The following is a 22,963-nucleotide window of genomic DNA, read 5'->3' as shown; positions in this document are numbered from 1 at the left end:
GAGCGTGTTCGTGTCCGGATCTCAGAGCTGGCTTATATAGGTCCCTGTTCCCTTGAGGATGTTCTGCAGTGTCAGTTCCACTTCCGCCAGGTCCGCCGCATCGGTGTCGTGGGTGATCTCCAGCACATTGTCGCCGTTGAGCGCATCGGCATCCGCTGCCGCAATTTCAATCAGCAAGCGGGTCGGGCTGAGGGTGACCTTGACGCCGTCCAGTGTCGAAGGCTCTCCATCGAGGGCTATTTCCAGTTCGTCTTCGTCGGGGTAGCGCGTCATCAGGAACATTTCGCCCTGGGCGCTGTGGCAGCAGAGCATGGCCATGTTGTCTTCTTCTTCATCACACGGGTTGGCGATCAGAAGGGCGGTGGTCATTTGCATGGTGATGGTTCCTGGCTCGATGAGTCCTGCGGGTACGAAAAGGGGATTTTGCCAGCCTGGGAGAATTTCTGCTGGGTTAGCTGGATCCAGGCCGATTTAACGCCGCCAGGTGTCGTTTGTCCCGCAGGCTGCTAGGGTTGTTCGAGGCGTACCGCTAGCCGATGACCGAATATGTCGCAGCGCTGCAAGCAGGCAGGTTGTCGCACTCGTTAAGCTGCGCAACGGATGTGCACCTGCCAAGGCCACCCCAGGGTGGTTTTTGCAGGTGTCCATGACATGAAATTACATGGAAAAGGATGTGACCTGCGGGTCCTGTCCAGCTTCACCCACCTGTCATCCTGTTTCCTCTGCCCGAGAATCAGGAACGGGGTGGCCGACAGCCCCGCAAGGGGTTGCACGCGACGCTTTCATCAATAACAAGCCCAAGCGGAGTACCACAGATGGCGTTCTTCACCGCAGCCAGCAAAGCCGACTTCCAGCACCAACTGCAAGCGGCACTGGCGCAGCACATCAGTGAACAGGCACTGCCACAAGTGGCGCTGTTCGCTGAACAATTCTTCGGCATCATTTCCCTCGATGAACTTACCCAACGCCGGTTGTCCGACCTCGCCGGCTGCACCCTGTCTGCCTGGCGCCTGCTTGAGCGCTTCGATCACACGCAACCGCAGGTGCGTGTCTACAACCCCGATTACGAACGCCACGGCTGGCAGTCGACCCACACGGCCGTGGAAGTGTTGCACCACGACCTGCCGTTCCTGGTGGACTCGGTCCGCACCGAGCTGAACCGTCGCGGCTACAGCATCCACACCCTGCAAACCACTGTGCTGAGCGTGCGTCGCGGCAGCAAGGGCGAGTTGCTGGAAATCCTGCCAAAAGGCACCCAGGGCGACGACATCCTGCAAGAGTCGTTGATGTACCTGGAAATCGACCGCTGCGCCAACGCCGCCGAACTCAACGTCCTGAGCAAGGAACTTGAGCAAGTGCTGGGCGAAGTGCGCGTGGCCGTGGCTGATTTCGAACCGATGAAAGCCAAGGTCCAGGAAATCCTCGACAGTCTGGACAGCAGCGCCTACGCCATCGACGCTGATGAAAAGAGCGAGATCAAGAGCTTCCTGGAATGGCTGGTGGGTAACCACTTCACCTTCCTGGGCTACGAAGAGTTCGTGGTGCGCGATGAGGCCGACGGCGGTCACATCGAGTACGATCCCGACTCGTTCCTCGGCCTGACCAAATTGCTGCGCGCCGGCCTGACCGCCGAAGACCTGCGCATCGAAGACTACGCCGTCGCCTACCTGCGCGAGCCGACGCTGTTGTCGTTCGCCAAGGCCGCGCACCCGAGCCGCGTACACCGTCCGGCCTACCCGGACTACGTGTCGATCCGCGAAATCGACGCCAGCGGCAAGGTCATCAAGGAATGCCGTTTCATGGGCCTGTACACCTCTTCGGTGTATGGCGAGAGTGTGCGGGTCATCCCGTACATCCGTCGCAAGGTCGCGGAAATCGAGCGCCGCTCGGGCTTCCAGCCCAAGGCGCACCTGGGCAAGGAACTGGCCCAGGTGGTCGAAGTGCTGCCCCGTGACGACCTGTTCCAGACCCCGGTGGACGAGCTGTTCAGCACCGTCATGTCCATCGTGCAGATCCAGGAACGCAACAAGATCCGTGTGTTCCTGCGCAAAGACCCGTATGGCCGTTTCTGCTACTGCCTGGCCTACGTGCCACGTGACATCTATTCCACCGAAGTGCGCCAGAAGATCCAGCAAGTGCTGATGGATCGCCTGAAGGCCTCGGACTGCGAGTTCTGGACCTTCTTCTCCGAATCCGTGCTGGCCCGTGTGCAATTGATCCTGCGGGTGGACCCGAAAAACCGTCTCGACATCGACCCGGTCTTGCTGGAAAAGGAAGTGGTCCAGGCCTGCCGCAGCTGGAAGGACGACTACGCCAGCCTGGTCATCGAAAGCTTCGGCGAAGCCCAGGGCACCAACGTGCTGTCGGATTTCCCGAAAGGCTTCCCGGCCGGCTACCGCGAGCGCTTTGCCGCGCACTCGGCCGTGGTCGACATGCAGCACCTGCTGAACCTGAACGAAAAGAACCCGCTGGTCATGAGCTTCTACCAGCCGCTGGGCCAGGTCTCCGGCCAGCGCGAGCTGCATTGCAAGCTGTATCACGCCGATACGCCGCTGGCGCTGTCCGACGTGCTGCCGATCCTGGAAAACCTCGGCCTGCGCGTGCTGGGTGAATTCCCGTACCGCCTGCGCCACACCAACGGCCGCGAGTTCTGGATTCACGATTTCGCGTTCACCGCCGCCGAAGGCCTGGACCTGGACATCCAGCAACTCAACGACACCTTGCAGGATGCCTTCGTCCATATCGTGCGTGGCGATGCCGAGAACGATGCGTTCAACCGCCTGGTGCTGACCGCCGGCCTGCCATGGCGCGACGTGGCGCTGCTGCGTGCCTACGCCCGTTACCTGAAGCAGATCCGCCTGGGCTTCGACCTGGGTTACATCGCCAGCACCCTGAACAACCACACCGACATCGCTCGCGAACTGACCCGGTTGTTCAAGACCCGCTTCTACCTGGCGCGCAAGCTCAGCGGCGATGACCTGGAAGACAAGCAGCAGCGCCTGGAGCAGGCGATCCTCTCGGCCCTGGACGACGTCCAGGTGCTCAACGAAGACCGCATCCTGCGTCGCTACCTGGACCTGATCAAGGCCACCCTGCGGACCAACTTCTACCAGACCGACGCCAACGGCCAGAACAAGTCCTACTTCAGCTTCAAGTTCAACCCGCACCTGATCCCGGAACTGCCCAAGCCCGTACCGAAGTTCGAGATCTTCGTCTACTCGCCACGGGTCGAAGGCGTGCACCTGCGCTTCGGCAACGTCGCCCGCGGTGGCCTGCGCTGGTCCGACCGTGAAGAAGACTACCGCACCGAAGTGCTGGGCCTGGTGAAAGCCCAGCAAGTGAAGAACTCGGTGATCGTGCCGGTGGGCGCCAAGGGTGGTTTCCTGCCACGTCGCCTGCCGCTGGGCGGGAGCCGGGACGAGATCGCGGCCGAGGGTATCGCCTGCTACCGCATCTTCATCTCGGGCCTGTTGGACATCACCGACAACCTCAAGGACGGCGCGCTGGTACCGCCGACCAACGTCGTGCGTCATGACGACGATGACCCGTACCTGGTGGTCGCCGCGGACAAGGGCACGGCGACCTTCTCCGACATCGCCAACGGCATTGCCATCGACTACGGCTTCTGGCTGGGCGATGCGTTCGCCTCCGGCGGTTCGGCCGGCTACGACCACAAGAAAATGGGCATCACCGCCAAGGGCGCGTGGGTCGGCGTGCAGCGCCACTTCCGCGAGCGCGGCATCAATGTCCAGGAAGACAGCATCACCGTGGTGGGCGTCGGCGACATGGCCGGCGACGTGTTCGGCAACGGCCTGTTGATGTCCGACAAGCTGCAACTGGTCGCGGCCTTCAACCACCTGCACATCTTCATCGACCCGAACCCGGAGCCCGCCAGCAGCTTTGCCGAGCGCAAGCGCCTGTTCGATCTGCCGCGTTCGGCCTGGACCGACTACGACACCAGCATCATGTCCGAAGGTGGCGGTATCTTCTCGCGCAGCGCGAAGAGCATCGCCATCTCGCCGCAGATGAAAGAACGCTTCGACATCAAGGCCGACAAACTGACCCCGACCGAGTTGCTCAACGCCTTGCTCAAGGCGCCGGTGGACCTGTTGTGGAACGGCGGTATCGGCACCTACGTCAAGGCCAGCACCGAAAGCCACGCCGATGTCGGCGACAAGGCCAACGATGCGCTGCGCGTGAACGGCAACGAACTGCGCTGCAAGGTGGTGGGCGAGGGCGGTAACCTGGGCATGACCCAACTGGGTCGTGTCGAGTTCGGCCTGCATGGCGGCGCCACCAACACCGACTTCATCGACAACGCGGGCGGCGTGGACTGCTCCGACCATGAAGTGAACATCAAGATCCTGCTCAACGAAGTGGTGCAGGCCGGTGACATGACCGACAAGCAACGCAACCAGTTGCTGGCGAGCATGACCGACGAAGTCGGTGGCCTGGTGTTGGGCAACAACTACAAGCAGACCCAGGCCCTGTCCCTGGCGGCACGCCGCGCCTTCGTGCGGATCGCCGAATACAAGCGCCTGATGAACGATCTGGAAGCCCGGGGCAAGCTGGACCGCGCCATCGAGTTCCTGCCGACGGAAGAGCAACTGGCCGAACGTGTCGCGGCGGGCCATGGCCTGACCCGTGCCGAACTGTCGGTGCTGATCTCCTACAGCAAGATCGATCTCAAGGAAGCGCTGCTCAACTCCTTGGTACCGGACGACGATTACCTGACCCGTGACATGGAAACCGCGTTCCCGCCGACGCTGGTCAGCAAGTTCTCCGAGGCCATGCGTCGCCATCGCCTGAAACGCGAGATCGTCAGCACCCAGATCGCCAACGACCTGGTCAACCACATGGGTATCACCTTCGTTCAACGGCTCAAGGAGTCGACGGGCATGAGCCCGGCGAACGTGGCCGGTGCCTATGTGATCGTGCGCGATATCTTCCACCTCCCGCACTGGTTCCGGCAGATCGAAGCCCTGGACCACCAGGTGTCGGCCGACGTGCAACTGGAGCTGATGGACGAGCTGATGCGCCTGGGGCGTCGCGCCACGCGCTGGTTCCTGCGCAGCCGTCGCAACGAGCAGAACGCGGCCCGTGACGTCGCTCACTTCGGTCCGCACCTGGCCGCGTTGGGCCTCAAGCTCGACGAACTGCTGGAAGGTCCGACCCGTGAAGGCTGGCAGACCCGTTACCAGGCCTATGTGGCCGCTGGCGTGCCGGAGTTGCTGGCGCGCATGGTTGCCGGCACCACGCACCTGTACACCTTGCTGCCGATCATCGAGGCGTCCGACGTCACCGGCCAGAACGCCGCCGATGTGGCCAAGGCTTACTTCGCCGTGGGCAGCGCCCTGGACATCACCTGGTACCTGCAACAGATCAGCGCACTGCCGGTGGAAAACAACTGGCAGGCACTGGCCCGTGAAGCGTTCCGCGACGACATCGACTGGCAGCAACGGGCGATCACCATCTCGGTTCTGCAGGAGGGCGACGGGTCCCAGGACGTGGAAACCCGCCTGGCGCTATGGCTGGAGCGGCATCACAGCATGGTCGAGCGCTGGCGTGCGATGCTGGTGGATATCCGTGCCGCCAGCGGTACCGACTACGCCATGTACGCGGTTGCCAACCGCGAACTGCTGGACCTGGCGTTGAGTGGTCAGGCGGTCGTGACGGCCAACTGATCCGGCGTTGAATGAAAAAGCCCCGCATTGAGAGATGCGGGGCTTTTTTTGCTTTCAGGATTCACTGTGCCCCCTGTGGGAGCGGGCTTGCTCGCGATAGCGGTGGGTCAGCGACATTGAACTTGACTGATACACCGCCATCGCGAGCAAGCTCGCTCCCACAGGATGGCTTGTAGTGCGACTGTCAGTTCTTCAGCGGTATCAATACCGCTTCATCCTCTCCCATCACCATGAACACCAGCAATTTCGCCGGTTGGCTCGTGCTGGCGTTTTTCGACACCAGGTGCTCGGAGCCCGCCGCTTCATACCAGAACTCCCCGGCCTTGTAGGTCTTCGCCGGCTCGCCCTTGACCTGGGAGGTGATGGAGCCTTCCAGCACATAGGCCATGGCCGTGCCTTCGTGTTTGTGGGCAATGGACGATTGGCCGGGGGCATAGTTGACGGTCAGCATCATGGCTTTTTTGCCTGGAACGTTTTTCAGCAGTTGCTCCTGCAACACCGTGACCTTCTCCGAAGGCGTGGCTTCGTGGGCGTAGGTATGGGTAACGGGCAGCAGGCTGAGGGTGGCGATCAGATAGAGGGTTTTCATGGGGCATGGACCTTGGTGATTTCGAGTGATTTCGCGCTGGAGCGGCGATGGGTTCACCCTAAGCCCCAGGGTGGGGCAAACAAACGTCCAATCTTTCGGAAGGTGGGTAGACCAATGGGTGAGTACGAATTTACAGCGGGCTGGCCAGTGCAATTAGCTGGCCTGCACCGTTGTGGCGAGGGGATAAATCCCCTCACCACAATCTGGCCGGGCAGGAATAAAACGGCGCCTTTCAGACAACCGGAAAGCTATTGAAATCCACGCTTCGAGCCAGGCGGTTGTCGATCAGGCTGATGAAGCCTTGCACTTCCGGACAGTTGAAGTGGGCTTGCATGGCCGCTTCCGAGTGCCAGCGGGCGCTGACGTTCCAGCGGTCGCCATCGTCCGGGCAACGGTCGACCAGGTAGGCATCGCAGCCTGGCTGGGCGCGCAGGGTCTCGACGATTTGCTGCAATTGCCGGCCCAGTTCTTCCGAGCGACCGGCGGCGGCTTGCACCTGTACGGTATTGATCACTTGGCGAGACATCGTTTCAGACTCCTGAATCAAGTCGGACAGAGGTGTTCACGAATAATGACACCCGTGCAGGATAGGCCTGGCGGCGCGAGGCTCAAACAGCCAATGGGCGGATAAATGCCCAGTCCAATCCTCAGGCCACCTGCTGCAGAATGTCGCGTAAACGGTCGAGGGCGATGTCGATGTCCAGGGTTTCGATCGCGCCGAAACCGAAAAACAGGCCCGGCCGCACGGGCACATCATTGAAAAAACCATCGAGGCCGTAGAGCCCGACCTCGGCTTTTTTCGCCAGCTCGATCACCAGCGCCAGGTCCACCGGGACCTTGCACAACACGGCCATATGAAAGCCCGCGGTGGTGGGCACGGCCTCGAACCAGGGCGACAAGTCCCCGGCCATGCGCGCCAGGATCCGCTCGCGACGCCCGGCGTACAGGGTGTGGCAGCGGCGGATGTGCTTGAGCAGGCAGCCCTCGGCGATGAACTTGGCCAGTGCCCATTGGGGCAGGGTGGAGGTGTGCTGGTCGGTGAGACGCTTGGCCAGGATCACCGCCTCAAGGATCGCCGGCGGCAGGATCGCGTAGCCGAGCCGCAGCTCCGGCAGCAGGGTCTTGGAGAAGGTGCCGACGTACGCGACGATCCCGCGCTCATCCAGGCTCTGCAATGAATCGGCGGGCCGGCCTTCGTAGCGGAATTCGCTGTCGTAGTCGTCTTCGATGATGATCGCCCCCAGCTCATAGGCTCGGGCCAGCAAGGCCTCGCGGCGGGCCTGGCTCATGGGCATGCCCAGGGGGAACTGGTGGGAGGGCGTCACATAAATCAACCGCGTGCCGTCGGGGATCAGGTCTACCCGCATGCCTTGCTCGTCCACTGGCACCCCGGCCACCGTGGCGCCCTGGGAGCCGAACAACAAGCGCGCCGGCGGATAACCCGGATCTTCCATGGCCACCAGGCTGCCGGGACGGGTCAACACCCGCGAGATCAGGTCCAGGGCCTGTTGCGCGCCGTTGCACACCACGACGTCTTCGTCCTGGCAATTGACCCCGCGGGAAAACGCGATGTGCCGGACAATGGCACTGCGCAGCGACGGCAGGCCTTCGGGCTGGCTGTAGAAACCCTTGGCACTGGCGATCTGGCGCAGCGCGTGGGCGGTGCAGCGCCGCCAGTCGTCCAGCGGAAACTGGCCCTTGCCGGTGGCGCCGCCGATAAAGTCGTAGCGCAACGCACCTTCGAGAGTGGGGTGGCGCATCAGGTCCGGCATGGTGCGCCAGGCCTCGACGACCTCGGCACCGGCCAGTTCGCGGTGGCTTTGCTTGCGTACCACTTTGGCCGGCCGCGCATTGACGTAGGTGCCCTTGCCGATGATGCCGGTGAGGAAGTTCTCGTAGGTCAGTTGGGCGTAGGTGTCGGAAACGGTCTTGCGCGAGACACCCAGTTGCTCGGCCAGCAGGCGACTGGGCGGCAGTTGGGTGCCGGCGGCCAGGCGGCCACTCTCGATGGCGCTGCGCAATTGTTGATACAACTGGCCCGACAGGTCCTTGCGGCCGTTGATGACGACATGAAGTTCCATACCCGCAAGCTCCTGGGCGATTGTTCGGCGGCCAGCGTCAAAGGCGCAAGATTACCCGCATTGTGCGACTGCATAGAAGTTGCGTAGGGAAAATCCCGTCCATTGGACTTGTCCCCGCTTTTTTCGCCGAATTGGACCTGTCATTGCCCGGCATCAGGGCCTACCGTGAAGGCCTCGAATACCACGGAGCCCGCCATGAGCCCGCGTCTGGATTACTACACTGCATCCCCCGGGGCGATGCGAGCCATGATCGGCCTGGAAGCCCTGACCAGTCGCTTGAGTATCGAACCGGCGCTGCTGCACCTGATCAAGATCCGCGCTTCGCAACTCAATGGCTGTGCCTTTTGTACCGACATGCATTCGGTGGAGGCGCGACGCCAGGGCGAGACCGAGCGGCGGCTCTACGCGGTGGCGGTATGGCGCGACAGCGGTTTCTTCACGGCTCGCGAACGCGCCGCCCTGGCCTGGACCGAGGCGGTGACGCTGTTGGCTGAAAGCCAGGTGCCCGATGACGTCTATGCCCAGGCCCGGGCCTGCTTCAGCGAGGAGGAACTGGTGGACCTGACCCTGGCGATCAGCACCATCAATAGCTGGAACCGGCTGGCGGTGAGTTTTCGCCAGAGTCCGGGTGGCTGAGTTTCAGTCGTTTAGCGCCTGGCAGGCCGCTATCGCGAGCAAGCTCGCTCCCACATGGGATTGGTCTGAACAGGCGTTTTGTGTTTCTCCCGGATCAATGTGGGAGCGAGCTTGCTCGCGATGAACGATAACGCGGTTTGATGTAGGGCAAAGGTCAATTGTCACCGGGCGTCGGCGGCCGCTGGGGCTTGACCGACGTGCCGAATGTATTGCCCATGCGCACCCCCGTGGCCGCCGGGGTGGCCAGGCCGATGCTGTTCGGGGCGCGTTCGTTGACCGGCACGTTCATGGCGTCCTGGGCCCGTTGCGCCGCCTTCGCGGCCTGGGGGGCGTTGCCCATCTGCCGGCTCAGGCAGTTGTAGTCGGGGGTCTTGTAATCGCCCACGGTCACCTCGATACAGGCGGGGGCTTCTTCACCCTGGGCCCCGGGCAAGGCCATGACCAGCCCGAGGCCTGCCATCATGTTCATCCACTGTTTCATCTGCGACCTCCTGGCCCGTCGCAGCGGACGGTGCGTTGTCAGGGCATCAGTCTAGTGCGGCCTGGAGGATTTGTATCAGTTGTCATACGACATTCATAAACACCCCTCAGGATGACGATTTTCAACGGATACGTCAGTCGTGCAGCAGGGCAGAGCTGGGGGCGGACGCGGACGTGGATTGACCAGGACGCCCTTGGGGTGGCTGATGGTGTTGCTGTGTCTGCTGGCCGGGCCGATCCAGGCGGTTGGCCTGGTGGACCTGGACATCGCGCCCCAGGAACTGACCACGGCGCTGGAGCAGTTCAGTCGCGCGACGGGCATGGCGGTGCTGGTGGACCACCAGCTGTCGAGCCAGCGCCAGACACTGGGTGTGCAGGGACGGTTTCCCCCCTCCGAAGGCTTGCGGGTGTTGCTCAGCGGCACCGGGCTGGCGGCGCACTATGCCCGGGCGGATGCGTTCACGTTGCAGCCGGTGCGGGTCCGCGAGGTGCCGCTGCCTGCCGGTGTCACCCCGGGCCTGAGTGACAGCAACTACGCGGCAGCCATCCAGACGGTTATCCAGCGCAATTTATGTCGTTCACCGTTGACCCGCCCGGGCAGTTTTCGGGCGGTGCTGCAAGTGTGGATCGGCCGGGACGGCGTGGTCCAGCACAGCCGCCTGGTCAGTTCCACGGGCGACCTGATGCGGGACAAGGCCCTGGTCAACAGTTTGCAGAACCTCAGGATCGACCGCCCGGCGCCCAGTTCGTTGCGCCAGCCGGTGACCCTGCTTTTGTTACCCGACTCATCAGGAAAAAGCATGGAATGCATGACAGGGGAAGGGGTGTCCGGGCGATGAAAGACACCGGTCGCAGCCCGTTGGTGAAGTTGTTCCTCACCTCCTATGAGGATTTCCGGGTGCGCCTGCGCAGGCGCCTGGGCTCCGAGGAACTGGCCAACGATGTGCTGCATGAAACCTACCTGCGGGTCGATCGCATGGTCGACCCGCCGGACATCGCCCAGCCCAGTGCCTATCTGTATCGCATGGCCCTGAACATCGCCGCCGACCGTCGGCAGGCCGATGCGCGCTTGCTCACAGGGGATGAAATCGAGGAATTGCTGCAAGTCTCGGATGAGGCGCTGGACCCGGCGCGGGTGGTCGGTGGGCAGAAGGAGTTGCAGACCTTGCTCAAGGCCTTGTACGAATTGCCGGCGCGCCGTCGCAGGATTTTTATCGCCGCGCGCCTGGAAGAAGCGCCGCACCTGGAAATCTCCCAGCGCTTCGGTATTTCCACCCGCATGGTGGAGAAGGAAATCAAGGCGGCGCTGGGGCATTGCGCCCTGCGCCTGGAAAGAAAAGTCATTCAGCGGTTCGGTCCCGGCGCGGGAAAACCGTCTTGAGAGTAGAGACCCGACCCTTTCATGAGTGTGTGTGCGCTTGAACATCTTCAGCATCGCTTCCCCTGATGCCACGCCCCAGGCCCGATTGGCCAGCGAGGCCCGAGATTGGCTGATCCTGCTGACCTCGGGGCGCGCTACCGTGGCCGATGCCCGGGCCTTGCGCCTGTGGTGCGGGCAAAGTCCCGAACATGCGCAGGCCTTTGAACAGGCCAAGGCGCTGTGGCATGGGCTGCAACCCGCCGCCGTAGCGTTGCAGGCGCCTCGGCATTTCGGCCGTCGGGCGTTATTGGGTGGCGCCATCGCGGCATCGGCGGCTTTCCTGCTGATCCGCGCCACGGTGCCCGGCGGTGTTTCCGGGCTGGGGGCCGACTACATCACCGACGTCGGCGAACAGCGCCGAGTGGAATGGGTCGAGGGCGTCAGCCTGGAGCTCAACACCCAGACCCGTCTCAGCCGCCGCGCGCTGGCCGATGGCGGACAAGGGTTGGAATTGCTCAGTGGCGAAATTGAAGTGCAGGGGCGCAGTGCCCAGGTGGTCAGCGTCCAGGCCGGCGCCGGCTGGATCAGCGCCGCCCGGGCACGCTTCAATATCCGTTACACCGACCAGAGCGTTTGTGCGACCTGCCTGGAGGGCGCGGTGCAGGTCGAGGTGCAAGGCCAGCGGTTTAGCCTGGAACCGGGCATGCAACTGACTTACGAGCCTCACCAGGTGGGCGCGCCCAAGCGTGCCGATGTGTCGGCCGCCATTGCCTGGCGTGAGCAGGTCTTGGTGTTCAACGACGCGACCCTGGCCAGCGTCATCGATGAAATCAACCGCTACCGTCCCGGCATGTTGCTGCTGCTCAACCGCGAACTGGGCCAGCGCAAGGTCCAGGCACGGTTTCGCCTCGACCAGTTGGCGGGCGTGGCGCTGTTGATCCGCGATGCCTACGGCGCCAAATGCACCGAATTGCCGGGTGGAGTGGTGGTGCTGAGCTGAGGCCGGCGTTGCCTGGCGGGCCTCATCGCGAGCAAGCTCGCTCCCACAAGGGCCCAAATCTTGAGCTCACCCGGTAACCCTGTGGGAGCGAGCTTGCTCGCGATGGGGCCGGTACATTCGACATCATCCTTGACAGATCCAACCGCTATCGCGAGCTAATCCAGCGGCCCCAGCACCTGTCGATAGGTTTCGGCCCCCTGAGGTGTCTGGCGAGTCAGGCTGACTTCGATGCCCGTCGGGTTTTCCTGGCGGTTGCCGCTGAGTTTGCGCCAGCCTTTTTCCGTGTCCCAGTAGCGCAGGCCGGCGTCGCTGACGTCACTGAGCACGGCCACGCCCGGGCCGGGGGCGGGCAGGGGGTAGCGGTTGCGGGCCTGGCCTTGGGCGCGGTAAAGCGTGTCGCCCTTGAGCCACCAGCGCACCCGTTGCAGCTCGCCTTCCTGGGCCGCCGCCACGCGGATCACATCCAGGCGAAAGCCCCGACCTTCGGTGCTGCGCACGGTGAGGGCGGGCGGTGCGGTCGAGGGCTGGTCGTCGACGCCGGGTTTGACCGGTTCACTCAGCTCGATGCTGGCGCGCAGGGCCACGTCGCGCTCCAGTTGGTTCAATACCCGCAGCAGCGCTTCGGTCTGCTCGGTACTGGCCTGCAAATGGCTGTCGGCACGGGTCACGCTGTCCAGCCCGCGCCAGGCGATCAGGCTGACCACCGCCATCAGCAGGATCGCCACCATCACCTCCAGCAAAGTGAAGCCTTTCTCCCGGGCGTTCATTGGAGTTGCACCCGCCCGGCGGCGCTGCGTTGCACCGTGAGGCTGTTCTGGCCGTCCGACAAGCGGATCTGCAAGGGTTCGCCGATCCATTCGGCATTCAACACGACCCGCTGCCTGGGTTCCACCCGCACCTCCATCGACGGACTCTGCCAGCGACGTCGACGCAGTTGCGGGTCGTCCTCGAAGCGATCGACCCCGGTGCCCCGGTCCGCGCGGCGACTGAAGCCAAAGCCCTTGGCATCCCAGCGCCAGGTAATCGGCCGCCCGTCGGTGCGTGCTTCGGTCTGGGCCAGTTGCAACAGTTGCACCAGCCGTTCGCCATCCTGGCGCAGCAACTTCAACGGGTCCGGCTTGATGCTCAGGCTCACGGCGGCACTGGCGATGCCGATGATCACCAGCACCACCATCAATTCGATCAGGGTAAACCCGCGTTGCTTGCCGAGGTTCATGTGCGCTCCTTTGCGTGAGCGTCATCCTGCACGGTGAAGATGATAAGGATGTGAAATAAAACGGAGAGAATTGACGCGTACGCTGCAAGCTGGAATCAAAAAAAGGAGATTCAGGCCATGGCGTTTATCGAGCGTGTGTCCCCGGCGCAAATCGTCCAGGTCGTGGGCTTGTTGGCAGCATTGGCCGGGGTGGCGACCTGGTCTTCGCTGCTGCTCACGTCGGCCGAGTCGCGCACGCCGGACGTCGCCCCGCAGCGCATGGCCGAGCGTTCCGATAACCCGGCGTTGCAATGGTTCTCCAATCAGCCGGCACCGGTGGACATCAAGGTCAGCGGCGTGATGGCCGGCACCCATGCCGCCGTGGCGATCCTCAGCCTCAACGACGGGCCGCCGCGCAGTTTCCTGGTGGGTGAACGCGTGGCCCAGGGGGTACGGTTGGTGGCGATCGAGGCGCAGGCGGTGGTCATCGAACGTGGCAACGAACAGACCCGACTGGTCCTGGCCCGGTTGCCGGACTCGGTGGTTTTACCCTCGCTGTGGGAGCAAGGCTTGCCCGCGATGAAGACGGCACAGTCTCCGAGGAAATGAGGCGCCTGCATCGCGGGCAAGCCTTGCTCCCACAGTTAAACCCCTCGCCACAGAGGATGTGTTAATCCACATCGCTCAAGGTTTTTCCCGGCTGACCAACGTCTCCAGCCGAGCCAACGGCGGTGCTTCACGACTGCGGTCCGACACGCTCAGTTCAACCCGCAGCAGCCGGCCGTTTTCCGCCGGGCGCAGGGTCTGTTCGCAAAGCAGCAGCAAGCGCCCCTGGTCGCACTCGAACACGTTGGAACCCTGGGCAAAACGGCCTTCCAGGCGCAACTGCGCCAGTTGGCTGCGAGCGGCCAGCAGGGCGATGGATTTGTCCCGCAGCAGGCCGTTGCTCTGGGTCATCACCGCCGCCACGCGCACGGCGGCCGACATGGCCACGGCGATGATCGCCAGGGCCACCAGCACTTCGATCAGGGTGAAGCCGGCTTGCGGAGCAGGGCGTGGCATGGCGCGGGCTCGGGTGCGAGGGCAGTCTTGAAGGGTAGCCGGCGTTCGTGACCGATTGACGACGCAAGCTCCTGAGCAATTTCAATATCACTGACATATTTTCTTGCAACACTGCGCCTCGAATCGAATCCAGCGAAGGACCGTCGAGATGCAGATCGCCCGTTACAACGCCCGTTCCCAAGGCCCTCGCGGGCAGCGGGGTTTCACCCTGATCGAAATCATGGTCGTGGTGGTGATCCTCGGCATCCTGGCGGCGATGGTGGTGCCCAAGGTCCTCGACCGCCCCGACCAGGCGCGGGCAACGGCGGCGAAACAGGACATTGGCGGCCTGATGCAAGCCTTGAAGCTGTATCGCCTGGACCACGGCAGTTACCCCAGCATGAACCAGGGCCTCAAGGTGCTGGTGGAGAAACCGGCCGATGCGAAAAACGGCACCTGGCGTTCCTACCTCGAGCGCCTGCCCAACGACCCGTGGGGCCGCCCCTACAACTACCTCAACCCCGGTGCCAACGGCGAAGTCGATATCTTTTCCCTGGGGGCCGACGGCCAGCCCGATGGCGACGGTGTGAATGCCGACATTGGCTCCTGGCAGTTGTAAGGGCCGTGATGCGAACGGATTCGCCCCTCGCGGCGAAGCAGCGCGGCATGGCGGTGATCAGTGCGTTGCTGATCGCCGCCGTGGTGGCGGTCATCGCCGGTGGCATGCTGACCCGCCAGACCCTGTTCACTCGCAGCCTGGAAGCCGAGCAGTTGCGTGTCCAGGGCTCGGCGCGGTTGCAGGGTGGCCTGCAACTGAGTCGCCAGTTGCTCTGGGATGCCCGGCAGCGCGATCCACTGACGCGCTTCGGCCAACCTTGGGCCAAACCTATCGTGATACCGGGTTCAGGCCAGATCGACACACCCTTCGAAGGCCAGTTGGAAGATGAGCAAGGCAAGTTCAACCTGCGCAACCTCGTCGCCAATGAGCGGGTGGACGAGGAGCAAGTGCGCGCCTTCGAACGCCTGTGCCAGCAGTTGGGCGTGGCCGCGACGGTCCGCACGCGTATCGTCGACAGGGTGGTCGAGGCCTATCCGCGCCTGCTGAATCCGCAGCGGGTGGACCAGGCGCCACAGGCCACTACCTTCAACAGCGGGCGCGAAACATCGCCCCAGGCCGACAACACGCCGCTGGCCCCGACGCGCCCGATGCTGCGCACCTTGCAAGACCTGCGCAGCGTCAAAGGCGTCACCACGCGGTTACTGGACACACTGGCGCCTTACGTGACGATTCTGCCCACCAACACCTGGCTCAATGGCAACACTGCCAGTGCCCCGGTGCTGGTCGCCTACGTGCCGGGGCTGTCCCTGCAACGGGCCGAGGCACTGGTCAGGGAGCGTGACGGCGGCCATTGGTTTATCAACCGCGGGGATTTCGTCAATCGCCTGCGCATGCCGGAGCTGGAGACCGCCAGCGTCAAGGTCGGCATCACCAGCGACTGGTTCCGCCTGCGGGGGCAGGCGCGCAGTGGTCAGCGGCGGGTCGAACTGGAGGCTTTGCTGCAACGCACCGAGGACCGCTTGCCCCAGGTGATCTGGTCGAGGGTGGGCGTATGACGCGCTTGCGCATCGCCCTGGCGCCGCTGGGCAGCCTGGACCTCGACAGCCCGGTGGCGTTTGCCTGGCTGGATCGCCAGGGCCAGGTCCGCGAGCAAGGCCGCAGCAGTCTTCGGGCGTTGGGCCAGGGCGGTAAAAACCTTTCGGTGGAGTGTTTCCTTCATCCCCGCGACAGCGTGTTGACCCGCCTGGAGTTGCCACAGTTACCGGCGGCCAAGATCAGCGCAGCGGTGACGTGCGCGGCCCAGGCCCTGATGCTCGGCGCCAGCGAACACATGCAGGTGGCCCATGGCCCACGTGACATGGGCGGGCAGGTGCAGATCGCCTGGCTGGACCGTGAATCCCTCGCCAATCTCGGGCGGCTAGTGCACCAGGCCGGCATGAAACTGCGTGGCCTCTACCCGGCGGCCTACGCCTTGCCGGTGCTGTCGGGGCCGGTGGCCTGCATCGAGGACGACCATCTGCTGGTGCGTCATGGCCTGCAACACGCCGTGGTGCAACCGTTGCAGGAGGAGGCGTTGGACGAGTGGCTGCTGGAAACGGGGGCTGGGCTGCACTGGATCGGCGCCGCGCCGCCACAATCTTCCCTCGACACCTTGGCGCAAGGCCAACGCTGGACGGGCCCTGCACCGGGCTGGGGTTTGCATGTCGGCCTTGCACGCAACGCCGTCAAGCGCGGTGGTTGGGGCCGGGCGGTGGCGATCTGCGCGACAGCGCTGGCGGTGTGGGTGGTCGGGTTGAACCTCTATGCCGCCCGCGAAGCGGCCCAGGGCCAACGGCTCAAGGCGCAGATGAGCCAGCGGGTGAAACAGGCGTTTCCTGAGTTGCCGGTGATCCTCAACCCATTGCAGCAGGCACGCCAGCAAATCGCCGCGCGCCAGAGCGGTGCGGCGACCGACCCGGCCCAACGCTTTGCCAGCCTGGTGCAGCAGGCGGGCAGCGCCATGCCGTTCATGAGCGGCAATGTCCAGGCGTTGGTGTTCGAGAACGGTGAGTTGCGCTTGACTGTGGTGGCCGAGGCGCAGAAAACCGCCGCCGAAGAGGATTGGAAAATCCCCCTGGCCCAGGCCGGCATCGACGTCGCTGCCATCGACCAGGGCTGGCGCCTGCGGGTGGCCCCGGCCGGCCAGGGTACGCAGGACGCCGACGAAACCCCGGACGCCGACGATGAATAAGCACTCCCTGGCACTGGCGCGGGTCCGTTGGCAAACCTTTAGCACGCGTTTGCGCACGTTCTGGCAGGGACTTGCCGTACGCGAACAAGCCGCCGTGGCCCTGGCCGCGCTGGTGTTGAGCGGCTTTCTGGTCTGGCTCGCGCTGATCCAGCCACCGCTCAAGACCATCTCCTACTGGCAAGCCGAAACCCCGAAGCTGCGATCGCAGACCGAGGCCCTCGAAGTGCTGTTGCGTGACGTCGCCGGGCCCGCGCAAGGCCTGCCCCTTGAAGCCGCCTTGCGCCAGAGCCTGGACGCCAGCGGCTTGAGCCAGCACTACCAATTGCAAGCGCCCGGCACCGAGCGCCCCGGCGCCTGGCAGCTCACGTTCGACCAGGCTCCGGCGGAGGCGGTCATCAACTGGCTGCTGGGCAATCCACGGCCATTCTCCTTGGAGGTGATCGAAGCCCATTTGCAGCGCACCGCCCTTGCCAATCCCGATAACCACGACAACCTCGATAACAGCGCCGGCACACTGTCCGGAACCGTCCGCATGGACCAGGCGCAAAGCGCTAAGGAAGCTTCATGAAAGGGGCCCGATACCCACGTCATTGGCGCAAGGCCGCGCCGCTGTTGTTGCTGGCGTTGAGTGCGTGCAACAGCACGCCGCCCGCGTCGCAGCCACCGTTGCTGGTGGACAGCGAGCTGGGTATTCCGTTGGGGAGTACCCAGCGCAGCGGCGATGCATTGCTCGATCGCCAGCGGGCCCAGGACCTGCGTGAACGCAAGCCCGCGGTACGGCATCAGGTCGATCTCACCGCCCGTGCCCGAGAACCCCGCAGCAATGCGCCGGCGCGCACGCTCCTGGGGGATCAACCGGTGACGCTGAATTTCGTCGAGGCGGATATCCAGGCGGTGGTGCGGGCCTTGTCCCGTTCCACCGGCCAACAATTCCTGGTGGACCCGCGGGTCAAGGGCAACCTGACGCTGGTTTCCGAAGGCCAGGTCCCGGCCCATCAGGCCTACGACATGCTGCTGGCCGCGCTGCGCATGCAAGGCTTCAGCGTGGTAGACGTGGGCGGCGTGGCCCAGGTGGTGCCGGAGGCCGATGCCAAGCTGTTGGGTGGGCCGATCTACAGTGCCGACAAACCGGCCGGCAACGGCATGCTGACGCGCACCTTCCGCCTGCAATACGAAAACGCGGTGAACCTGATCCCGGTGCTGCGCCCGATCGTGTCGCCGAACAATCCGATCAATGCCTACCCGGGCAACAACACCATTGTCGTCACCGATTACGCCGAAAACCTGTCGCGGGTGGCGCAGCTCATCGAAGGCATCGACACCCCGAGTGCCATCGACACCGATGTGGTGCCGATCCACAACGGCATCGCCGTCGATATCGCGCAAATGGTCTCTGACCTGCTGGAAACCCAGGGCGGCGACCAGACCCAGAAGATCAACGTGATTGGCGACCCTCGCTCCAATTCCATCATCATCCGCGCTGGCAGCCCCGAGCGCACAGAGCTGGCGCGCAACCTGATCTACAAGCTCGACAACGCTCAGAACAACCCGAGCAACCTGCACGTGGTCTACCTGCGCAACGCCCAGGCCGGCAAACTGGCCCAGGCCCTGCGCGGTTTGCTCACCGGGGAAAGCGAAGGCGAGGGCAACGACAACTCGCGCTCGGTGCTCAGTGGCATGGGCGCCAATACCAACGGACAGAGTGGGCAGGGCAGCAGTGGCGATGGCACCAGCAGCACCACCAGCGGCAGTGCGTCGACCAGCGGCAACGGCTACGCCCAGGGCAGCAACGGGACAACCCCCGCTTCGACAAAAAACGAACAGAGCACCGCTTTCAGCGCCGGCGGTGTCACCATCCAGGCCGACGCCACCACCAACACCTTGCTGATCTCCGCGCCGGACCCGCTGTACCGCAACCTGCGGGAAGTCATCGACCTGCTGGACCAGCGTCGCGCCCAAGTGGTGATCGAGAGCCTGATCGTCGAGGTCGGCGAGGACGACGCCAGCGAATTCGGCGTGCAATGGCAGACCGGCAACCTCGGTGGCAGCGGCGTGATTGGCGGGGTCAATCTCGGCGGCACGGGGCTCAACCTCAACGGCAAGACCAGCATCGATGTCTTGCCCCAGGGGCTGAACCTGGGTTTGGTCAACGGCACCGTGGACATTCCCGGCATCGGCAAGATCCTCGACCTCAAGGTCCTGGCCCGGGCCTTGAAGAGCAAGGGCGGCACCAATGTGCTGTCGACGCCGAACCTGCTGACCCTGGACAACGAAGCGGCGAGCATTTTCGTCGGCCAGACCATTCCCTTCGTCAGCGGCAGCTACGTCACGGGCGGGGGCGGCACCAGCAACAACCCGTTCCAGACCGTGACCCGCGAGGAGGTGGGTTTGAAGCTCAATGTCCGGCCGCAGATTTCCGAAGGCGGGACGGTCAAGCTCGACATCTATCAGGAGGTCAGCAGCGTCGATAATCGCGCTTCGAGCACCACGGGTATCGTCACCAACAAGCGCGCCATCGACACCAGCATCCTGCTCGACGACGGGCAGATCATGGTCCTTGGCGGGCTGCTGCAGGATGGCTACAGCCAGAGCAACGACGCGGTGCCGTGGCTGTCGACCATTCCCGGGATCGGCGCGCTGTTTCGCAACGAACGGCGGCAGATCACCAAGACCAACCTGATGGTGTTCCTGCGGCCCTATATCATCCGCGACACGGCGGCGGGACGCGGCATTACCCTCAACCGCTACGACTTCATGCGCCGCGCCCAGGGCTTGCTGCAACCGGATCGCAGCTGGGCAATGCCGGACATGCAGGCCCCGCAACTGCCAGTCTCGGCGAGGGCGATCCCGGGGACGCCGCCTGCTGGGCCGCAGATGCCCAGGGCGGTGATCAAGGCGGTGCCGGTCGAAGGAGGCACTCGCTAATGAACATCAGCGGCATGCACAAAGCTGAGGCCAGCCCAAGACACTGTGGGAGCGAGCTTGCTCGCGATGACGGCAGTTCACTCAACCTCATTGCAACTGACCCACCGCTATCGCGAGCAAGCTCGCTCCCACAGGGGGGATGTGTGTTTCTTGGGGCCGAGGTGTCGGCATGAACACCCTCCCATACGCCTGGGCCAAGGCCCAGCGCCTGGTGTTGCGGCAGGCCGAGGACGGTGCGGTGCTGATGGTGTGCCCGTCCACGCCGGGCTGGTCCATCAGTGAAGTGCGCCGTCAGTTCGGCGAAGTGCGGCTGGAGCGGGTGCGCGACGAGGAACTCGATGGGCTGCTCAACAGTGCCTATGCCGACACTGGTAGTGCTGCCGCCGTCGTGGGCGCGGCGGAGAACGAAGTCGACCTCGACCGGCTGATGCAGGACATCCCCGAGATCACCGACCTGCTGGACACCCAGGACGGCGCGCCGGTGATTCGCATGATCAATGCCTTGTTGACCCAGGCCGCACGGGATGAGGCCAGCGACATCCACATCGAACCCTACGAGAGCCATTCGGTGGTGCGCTATCGCGTCGACGGCACCCTGCGCGATGTGGTTTCGCCGCGCAAGGCCCTGCACGGTGCGCTGGTGTCGCGGATCAAGATCATGGCCCAGCTCGACATCGCCGAAAAACGCCTGCCCCAGGACGGCCGCATCGCCTTGCGCGTCGCCGGTCGACCGATCGATATCCGCGTCTCGACGGTGCCCACCGGTCACGGCGAGCGGGTGGTGATGCGGTTGCTGGACAAACAGGCCGGCCGCCTGCAACTGGAAACGTTGGGGATGGACCCGGATGTACTGGGCAAGCTCGATCACCTGATCCGCCAGCCCCACGGCATCGTCCTGGTCACCGGCCCCACGGGCAGCGGCAAGACCACCAGCCTCTACGCCGCCCTGGCCCGGCTGGACGCCAGCGTCCACAACATTCTCACGGTGGAGGACCCGGTGGAATATGACCTGCCGGGCATCAGCCAGATCCAGGTCAACGCCAAGATCGACATGACCTTCGCCCTGGCGTTGCGGGCGATCCTGCGCCAGGACCCGGACATCATCATGATCGGCGAAATCCGCGACCTGGAAACCGCACAAATCGCCGTGCAGGCGTCCCTCACCGGTCACCTGGTGCTGGCGACGCTGCACACCAACGACGCGGTGTCGGCCATCAACCGCCTGATCGACATGGGGGTCGAGCCGTTCCTGCTGGCCTCGTCGATGCTCGGCGTGCTCGCCCAACGACTGGTGCGCAGGCTCTGCCCGCAGTGCAAGCAGCCGGATCCGGCCACGCCCGGCACCTGGCGCCCGGTGGGGTGCCCGAGCTGCAACCAGACCGGCTACAGCGGGCGTACCGGGATCCATGAACTGTTCTGCATCGACGATGACATCCGCACGCTGATTCACCAGGGGGCAGGGGAGCAGGCACTGCGCGCCGCCGCTCGCCAGGCCGGCATGTTCAGCATGCGCGAGGATGGCGAGCGCTGGGTGCGCAGTGGCACCACAGCCCCTGAAGAAATCCTGCGCGTGACACGGGACGCCTGATGAATCGATACCGTTTCGAGGCCGCCGACGCCCAGGGCAAGATCGAATCCGGACACTTGGAAGCCGACAGCCAGGGGGCGGCCTTCAACCTGTTGCGCAGTCGCGGGCTGACGGCATTGCAGGTGCAGGTCGAGCGCAACACGACACCGGCCAACGGCGGTGGATTGTTCAGCGCCAAACTCTCGGACAACGACCTGGCCTGGGCCACCCGGCAACTGGCGAGCCTGCTGGGCGCGAGCCTGCCGTTGGAAGCCGCGTTGAGCGCCACGGTGGAACAGGCCGAGCGCAAGCACATCGCCCAGACCTTGAGCGCGGTGCGCGCCGATGTGCGCAGCGGCATGCGCCTGGCCGAAGCCCTGGCGGCACGCCCCCGGGATTTTCCGGAAATCTATCGGGCGTTGATTGCCGCCGGTGAAGAGTCCGGCGATCTGGCCCAGGTGATGGAGCGATTGGCGGACTACATCGAAGAGCGCAACAACCTGCGGGGCAAGATCCTCACGGCGTTCATCTACCCCGGGGTGGTGGGGCTGGTGTCGGTCGCCATCGTGATTTTCCTGCTCAGCTACGTGGTGCCCCAGGTGGTCAGTGCATTTTCCCAGGCCCGCCAGGACCTGCCCGCGCTGACCGTGGCGATGCTCACCGCCAGTGATTTCATTCGGGCCTGGGGCTGGTTGTGTTTTGGCGTGTTGGCCGGTGGGTTCTGGAGTTGGCGCATGTACTTGCGCAAACCGGCGGCGCGGCTGAACTGGCACGCGCGGGTGTTGCGCCTGCCGCTGATCGGACGTTTCGTACTGGGCCTCAACACCGCGCGCTTTGCCTCGACCCTGGCGATTCTCGGCGGAGCCGGGGTGCCGTTGCTGCGAGCGCTCGAAGCCGCACGCCAGACCCTGTCCAACGACCGCCTGAGCCAGAGCGTCAGCGAGGCCACCGCCAAGGTCCGCGAAGGGGTCAACCTGGCGGCGGCGCTGCGGGTGGAAAAAGTCTTCCCGCCGGTGCTGATCCACCTGATCGCCAGCGGCGAGAAAACCGGCTGCCTGCCACCGATGCTCGAACGCGCCGCGCAAACCCTGTCCCGAGACATCGAACGCCGGGCCATGGGGATGACTGCGCTGCTGGAGCCACTGATGATCGTGGTCATGGGCGGTGTGGTGCTGGTGATCGTCATGGCGGTGCTGTTGCCGATCATCGAGATCAATCAGTTGGTGCAGTAGCCCACCGCGCAAAAAACCGTGGCGCGGGAGCAAGGGGAGTGTCAGAAATTTTGTGTTCGGGCATAACATGAGTAAGAGGTGCATGTATGCCAACCAAAAAGAAACCCCTGCGTGACCTGCCCAAAATCCCCAAAGAGCTGCTTGAGCAGTTTGGTGAGGGGCTGATGACAGCGGAAGCCATCGAGGACGCCTCGGCAGCGTTCAAGAAGGCCCTGATTGAACGAGCCTTGACCGCTGAACTCGGCCACCACTTGGGCTATCCCCCGGGCGCGCAGCGCCCGGAGGATGAAACTAATCAGCGCAATGGCAAGAGTGGAAAAACCGTTTTGACCGGAGATGGTCCGCTGCGGCTGGATATCCCACGCGACCGGGATGGCAGTTTTT

The 22,963-nt window shown here is 64.1% G+C and carries 22 protein-coding genes; 14 read left to right on the top strand and 8 right to left on the bottom strand.

Annotated elements, in window-relative coordinates; genetic code table 11:
- Nucleotides 1–21: 21 nt before the first annotated feature.
- Nucleotides 22–375 carry a hypothetical protein gene (locus BM321_RS23470; protein ID WP_092445054.1) on the bottom strand — a complete coding sequence of 118 codons (354 nt, stop codon included), beginning with the start codon at nucleotides 373–375 and terminating at the stop codon, nucleotides 22–24.
- 440 nt (nucleotides 376–815) lie between these two features.
- Here BM321_RS23470 and BM321_RS23465 point away from each other — a divergent pair, with 440 nt between their 5' ends.
- Nucleotides 816–5,684 (top strand): NAD-glutamate dehydrogenase, encoded by a 4,869-nt coding sequence (locus tag BM321_RS23465; protein WP_092445052.1) that lies wholly within the window; start codon nucleotides 816–818, stop codon nucleotides 5,682–5,684.
- A 184-nt stretch (nucleotides 5,685–5,868) separates the two neighbouring features.
- Here the strand turns inward: BM321_RS23465 and BM321_RS23460 are convergent, their stop codons facing one another.
- The 3 genes from BM321_RS23460 to BM321_RS23450 form a co-directional block, all read right to left on the bottom strand.
- Entirely contained in the window at nucleotides 5,869–6,273 is a 405-nt protein-coding gene (locus tag BM321_RS23460; RefSeq protein ID WP_092445050.1) for a cupin domain-containing protein, read from the bottom strand.
- Between the two features lie 232 nt (nucleotides 6,274–6,505).
- Nucleotides 6,506–6,799 (bottom strand): putative quinol monooxygenase, encoded by a 294-nt coding sequence (locus BM321_RS23455; RefSeq protein ID WP_092327806.1) that lies wholly within the window; start codon nucleotides 6,797–6,799, stop codon nucleotides 6,506–6,508.
- 121 nt (nucleotides 6,800–6,920) lie between these two features.
- Nucleotides 6,921–8,354, bottom strand: a complete 1,434-nt coding sequence (locus BM321_RS23450; protein ID WP_092445048.1) for a MocR-like pyridoxine biosynthesis transcription factor PdxR — start codon at nucleotides 8,352–8,354, stop codon at nucleotides 6,921–6,923.
- Between the two features lie 195 nt (nucleotides 8,355–8,549).
- Between BM321_RS23450 and BM321_RS23445 the strand changes: the two genes are divergently transcribed.
- Complete coding sequence (locus tag BM321_RS23445) at nucleotides 8,550–8,990, top strand: carboxymuconolactone decarboxylase family protein (protein WP_072404481.1); 441 nt, start codon at nucleotides 8,550–8,552, stop codon at nucleotides 8,988–8,990.
- 154 nt (nucleotides 8,991–9,144) lie between these two features.
- Here BM321_RS23445 and BM321_RS23440 read toward each other — a convergent pair whose 3' ends face one another.
- The gene (locus BM321_RS23440; protein ID WP_092445046.1) at nucleotides 9,145–9,471 is read right to left on the bottom strand and encodes a hypothetical protein; all 327 of its coding nucleotides are present in this window, start codon (nucleotides 9,469–9,471) and stop codon (nucleotides 9,145–9,147) included.
- A 205-nt stretch (nucleotides 9,472–9,676) separates the two neighbouring features.
- Between BM321_RS23440 and BM321_RS23435 the strand changes: the two genes are divergently transcribed.
- Genes BM321_RS23435 through BM321_RS23425 form a run of 3 tightly spaced genes read left to right on the top strand, consistent with a single transcriptional unit; the run spans nucleotide 9,677 to nucleotide 11,830 of the window.
- Nucleotides 9,677–10,309: a secretin and TonB N-terminal domain-containing protein gene (locus BM321_RS23435; RefSeq protein ID WP_092445044.1), complete on the top strand. Its 633-nt coding sequence runs from the start codon at nucleotides 9,677–9,679 to the stop codon at nucleotides 10,307–10,309.
- Entirely contained in the window at nucleotides 10,306–10,851 is a 546-nt protein-coding gene (locus BM321_RS23430; protein ID WP_092327813.1) for a sigma-70 family RNA polymerase sigma factor, read from the top strand. Before BM321_RS23435 ends, BM321_RS23430 begins: the two co-directional genes overlap by 4 nt.
- A 37-nt stretch (nucleotides 10,852–10,888) precedes the next feature.
- Entirely contained in the window at nucleotides 10,889–11,830 is a 942-nt protein-coding gene (locus BM321_RS23425; RefSeq protein WP_092445112.1) for a FecR family protein, read from the top strand.
- Between the two features lie 155 nt (nucleotides 11,831–11,985).
- On the opposite strand, the gene BM321_RS23420 is transcribed toward BM321_RS23425, so the two are convergent.
- Together BM321_RS23420 and gspH are read right to left on the bottom strand one after the other, a co-directional pair.
- Entirely contained in the window at nucleotides 11,986–12,597 is a 612-nt protein-coding gene (locus BM321_RS23420; protein WP_092445042.1) for a PulJ/GspJ family protein, read from the bottom strand.
- On the bottom strand, nucleotides 12,594–13,046 hold the full coding sequence (gspH, locus tag BM321_RS23415; protein WP_092445040.1) for a type II secretion system minor pseudopilin GspH: 453 nt from the start codon (nucleotides 13,044–13,046) through the stop codon (nucleotides 12,594–12,596). The genes BM321_RS23420 and gspH overlap by 4 nt, the downstream gene beginning before the upstream one ends.
- 117 nt (nucleotides 13,047–13,163) lie before the next feature.
- Between gspH and BM321_RS23410 the strand changes: the two genes are divergently transcribed.
- Nucleotides 13,164–13,634 carry a type II secretion system protein N gene (locus BM321_RS23410; RefSeq protein ID WP_092445038.1) on the top strand — a complete coding sequence of 157 codons (471 nt, stop codon included), beginning with the start codon at nucleotides 13,164–13,166 and terminating at the stop codon, nucleotides 13,632–13,634.
- Nucleotides 13,635–13,709: 75 nt separating this feature from the next.
- On the opposite strand, the gene gspI is transcribed toward BM321_RS23410, so the two are convergent.
- Nucleotides 13,710–14,087: a type II secretion system minor pseudopilin GspI gene (gspI, locus tag BM321_RS23405; protein WP_092445036.1), complete on the bottom strand. Its 378-nt coding sequence runs from the start codon at nucleotides 14,085–14,087 to the stop codon at nucleotides 13,710–13,712.
- A gap of 148 nt (nucleotides 14,088–14,235) precedes the next feature.
- Here gspI and gspG point away from each other — a divergent pair, with 148 nt between their 5' ends.
- From gspG to BM321_RS23365, 8 genes are all read left to right on the top strand, one after another.
- Nucleotides 14,236–14,685 (top strand): type II secretion system major pseudopilin GspG, encoded by a 450-nt coding sequence (gene gspG / locus BM321_RS23400; RefSeq protein ID WP_060742020.1) that lies wholly within the window; start codon nucleotides 14,236–14,238, stop codon nucleotides 14,683–14,685.
- An 8-nt stretch (nucleotides 14,686–14,693) separates the two neighbouring features.
- Entirely contained in the window at nucleotides 14,694–15,680 is a 987-nt protein-coding gene (gspK, locus tag BM321_RS23395; RefSeq protein ID WP_092445034.1) for a type II secretion system minor pseudopilin GspK, read from the top strand.
- Complete coding sequence (gene gspL / locus BM321_RS23390; RefSeq protein ID WP_092445032.1) at nucleotides 15,677–16,855, top strand: type II secretion system protein GspL; 1,179 nt, start codon at nucleotides 15,677–15,679, stop codon at nucleotides 16,853–16,855. Before gspK ends, gspL begins: the two co-directional genes overlap by 4 nt.
- Nucleotides 16,848–17,423 carry a type II secretion system protein GspM gene (gspM, locus tag BM321_RS23385; RefSeq protein WP_092445030.1) on the top strand — a complete coding sequence of 192 codons (576 nt, stop codon included), beginning with the start codon at nucleotides 16,848–16,850 and terminating at the stop codon, nucleotides 17,421–17,423. Before gspL ends, gspM begins: the two co-directional genes overlap by 8 nt.
- Nucleotides 17,420–19,780, top strand: a complete 2,361-nt coding sequence (gspD, locus tag BM321_RS23380; RefSeq protein WP_092445028.1) for a type II secretion system secretin GspD — start codon at nucleotides 17,420–17,422, stop codon at nucleotides 19,778–19,780. The genes gspM and gspD overlap by 4 nt, the downstream gene beginning before the upstream one ends.
- A 169-nt stretch (nucleotides 19,781–19,949) precedes the next feature.
- Nucleotides 19,950–21,368: a type II secretion system ATPase GspE gene (gspE, locus tag BM321_RS23375; RefSeq protein ID WP_092327825.1), complete on the top strand. Its 1,419-nt coding sequence runs from the start codon at nucleotides 19,950–19,952 to the stop codon at nucleotides 21,366–21,368.
- Nucleotides 21,368–22,579: a type II secretion system inner membrane protein GspF gene (gene gspF / locus BM321_RS23370; RefSeq protein WP_060742025.1), complete on the top strand. Its 1,212-nt coding sequence runs from the start codon at nucleotides 21,368–21,370 to the stop codon at nucleotides 22,577–22,579. The genes gspE and gspF overlap by 1 nt, the downstream gene beginning before the upstream one ends.
- Nucleotides 22,580–22,665: 86 nt before the next feature.
- On the top strand, nucleotides 22,666–22,963 hold a 298-nt coding region (locus BM321_RS23365; protein ID WP_139236213.1), incomplete at its 3' end, for a transposase.

Origin of the sequence: Pseudomonas sp. NFIX10 (genome assembly GCF_900111955.1) — a bacterium.
Taxonomy (GTDB): domain Bacteria; phylum Pseudomonadota; class Gammaproteobacteria; order Pseudomonadales; family Pseudomonadaceae; genus Aquipseudomonas; species Aquipseudomonas fluorescens_AA.
This window is presented reverse-complemented; position numbering and strand designations above follow the sequence as displayed.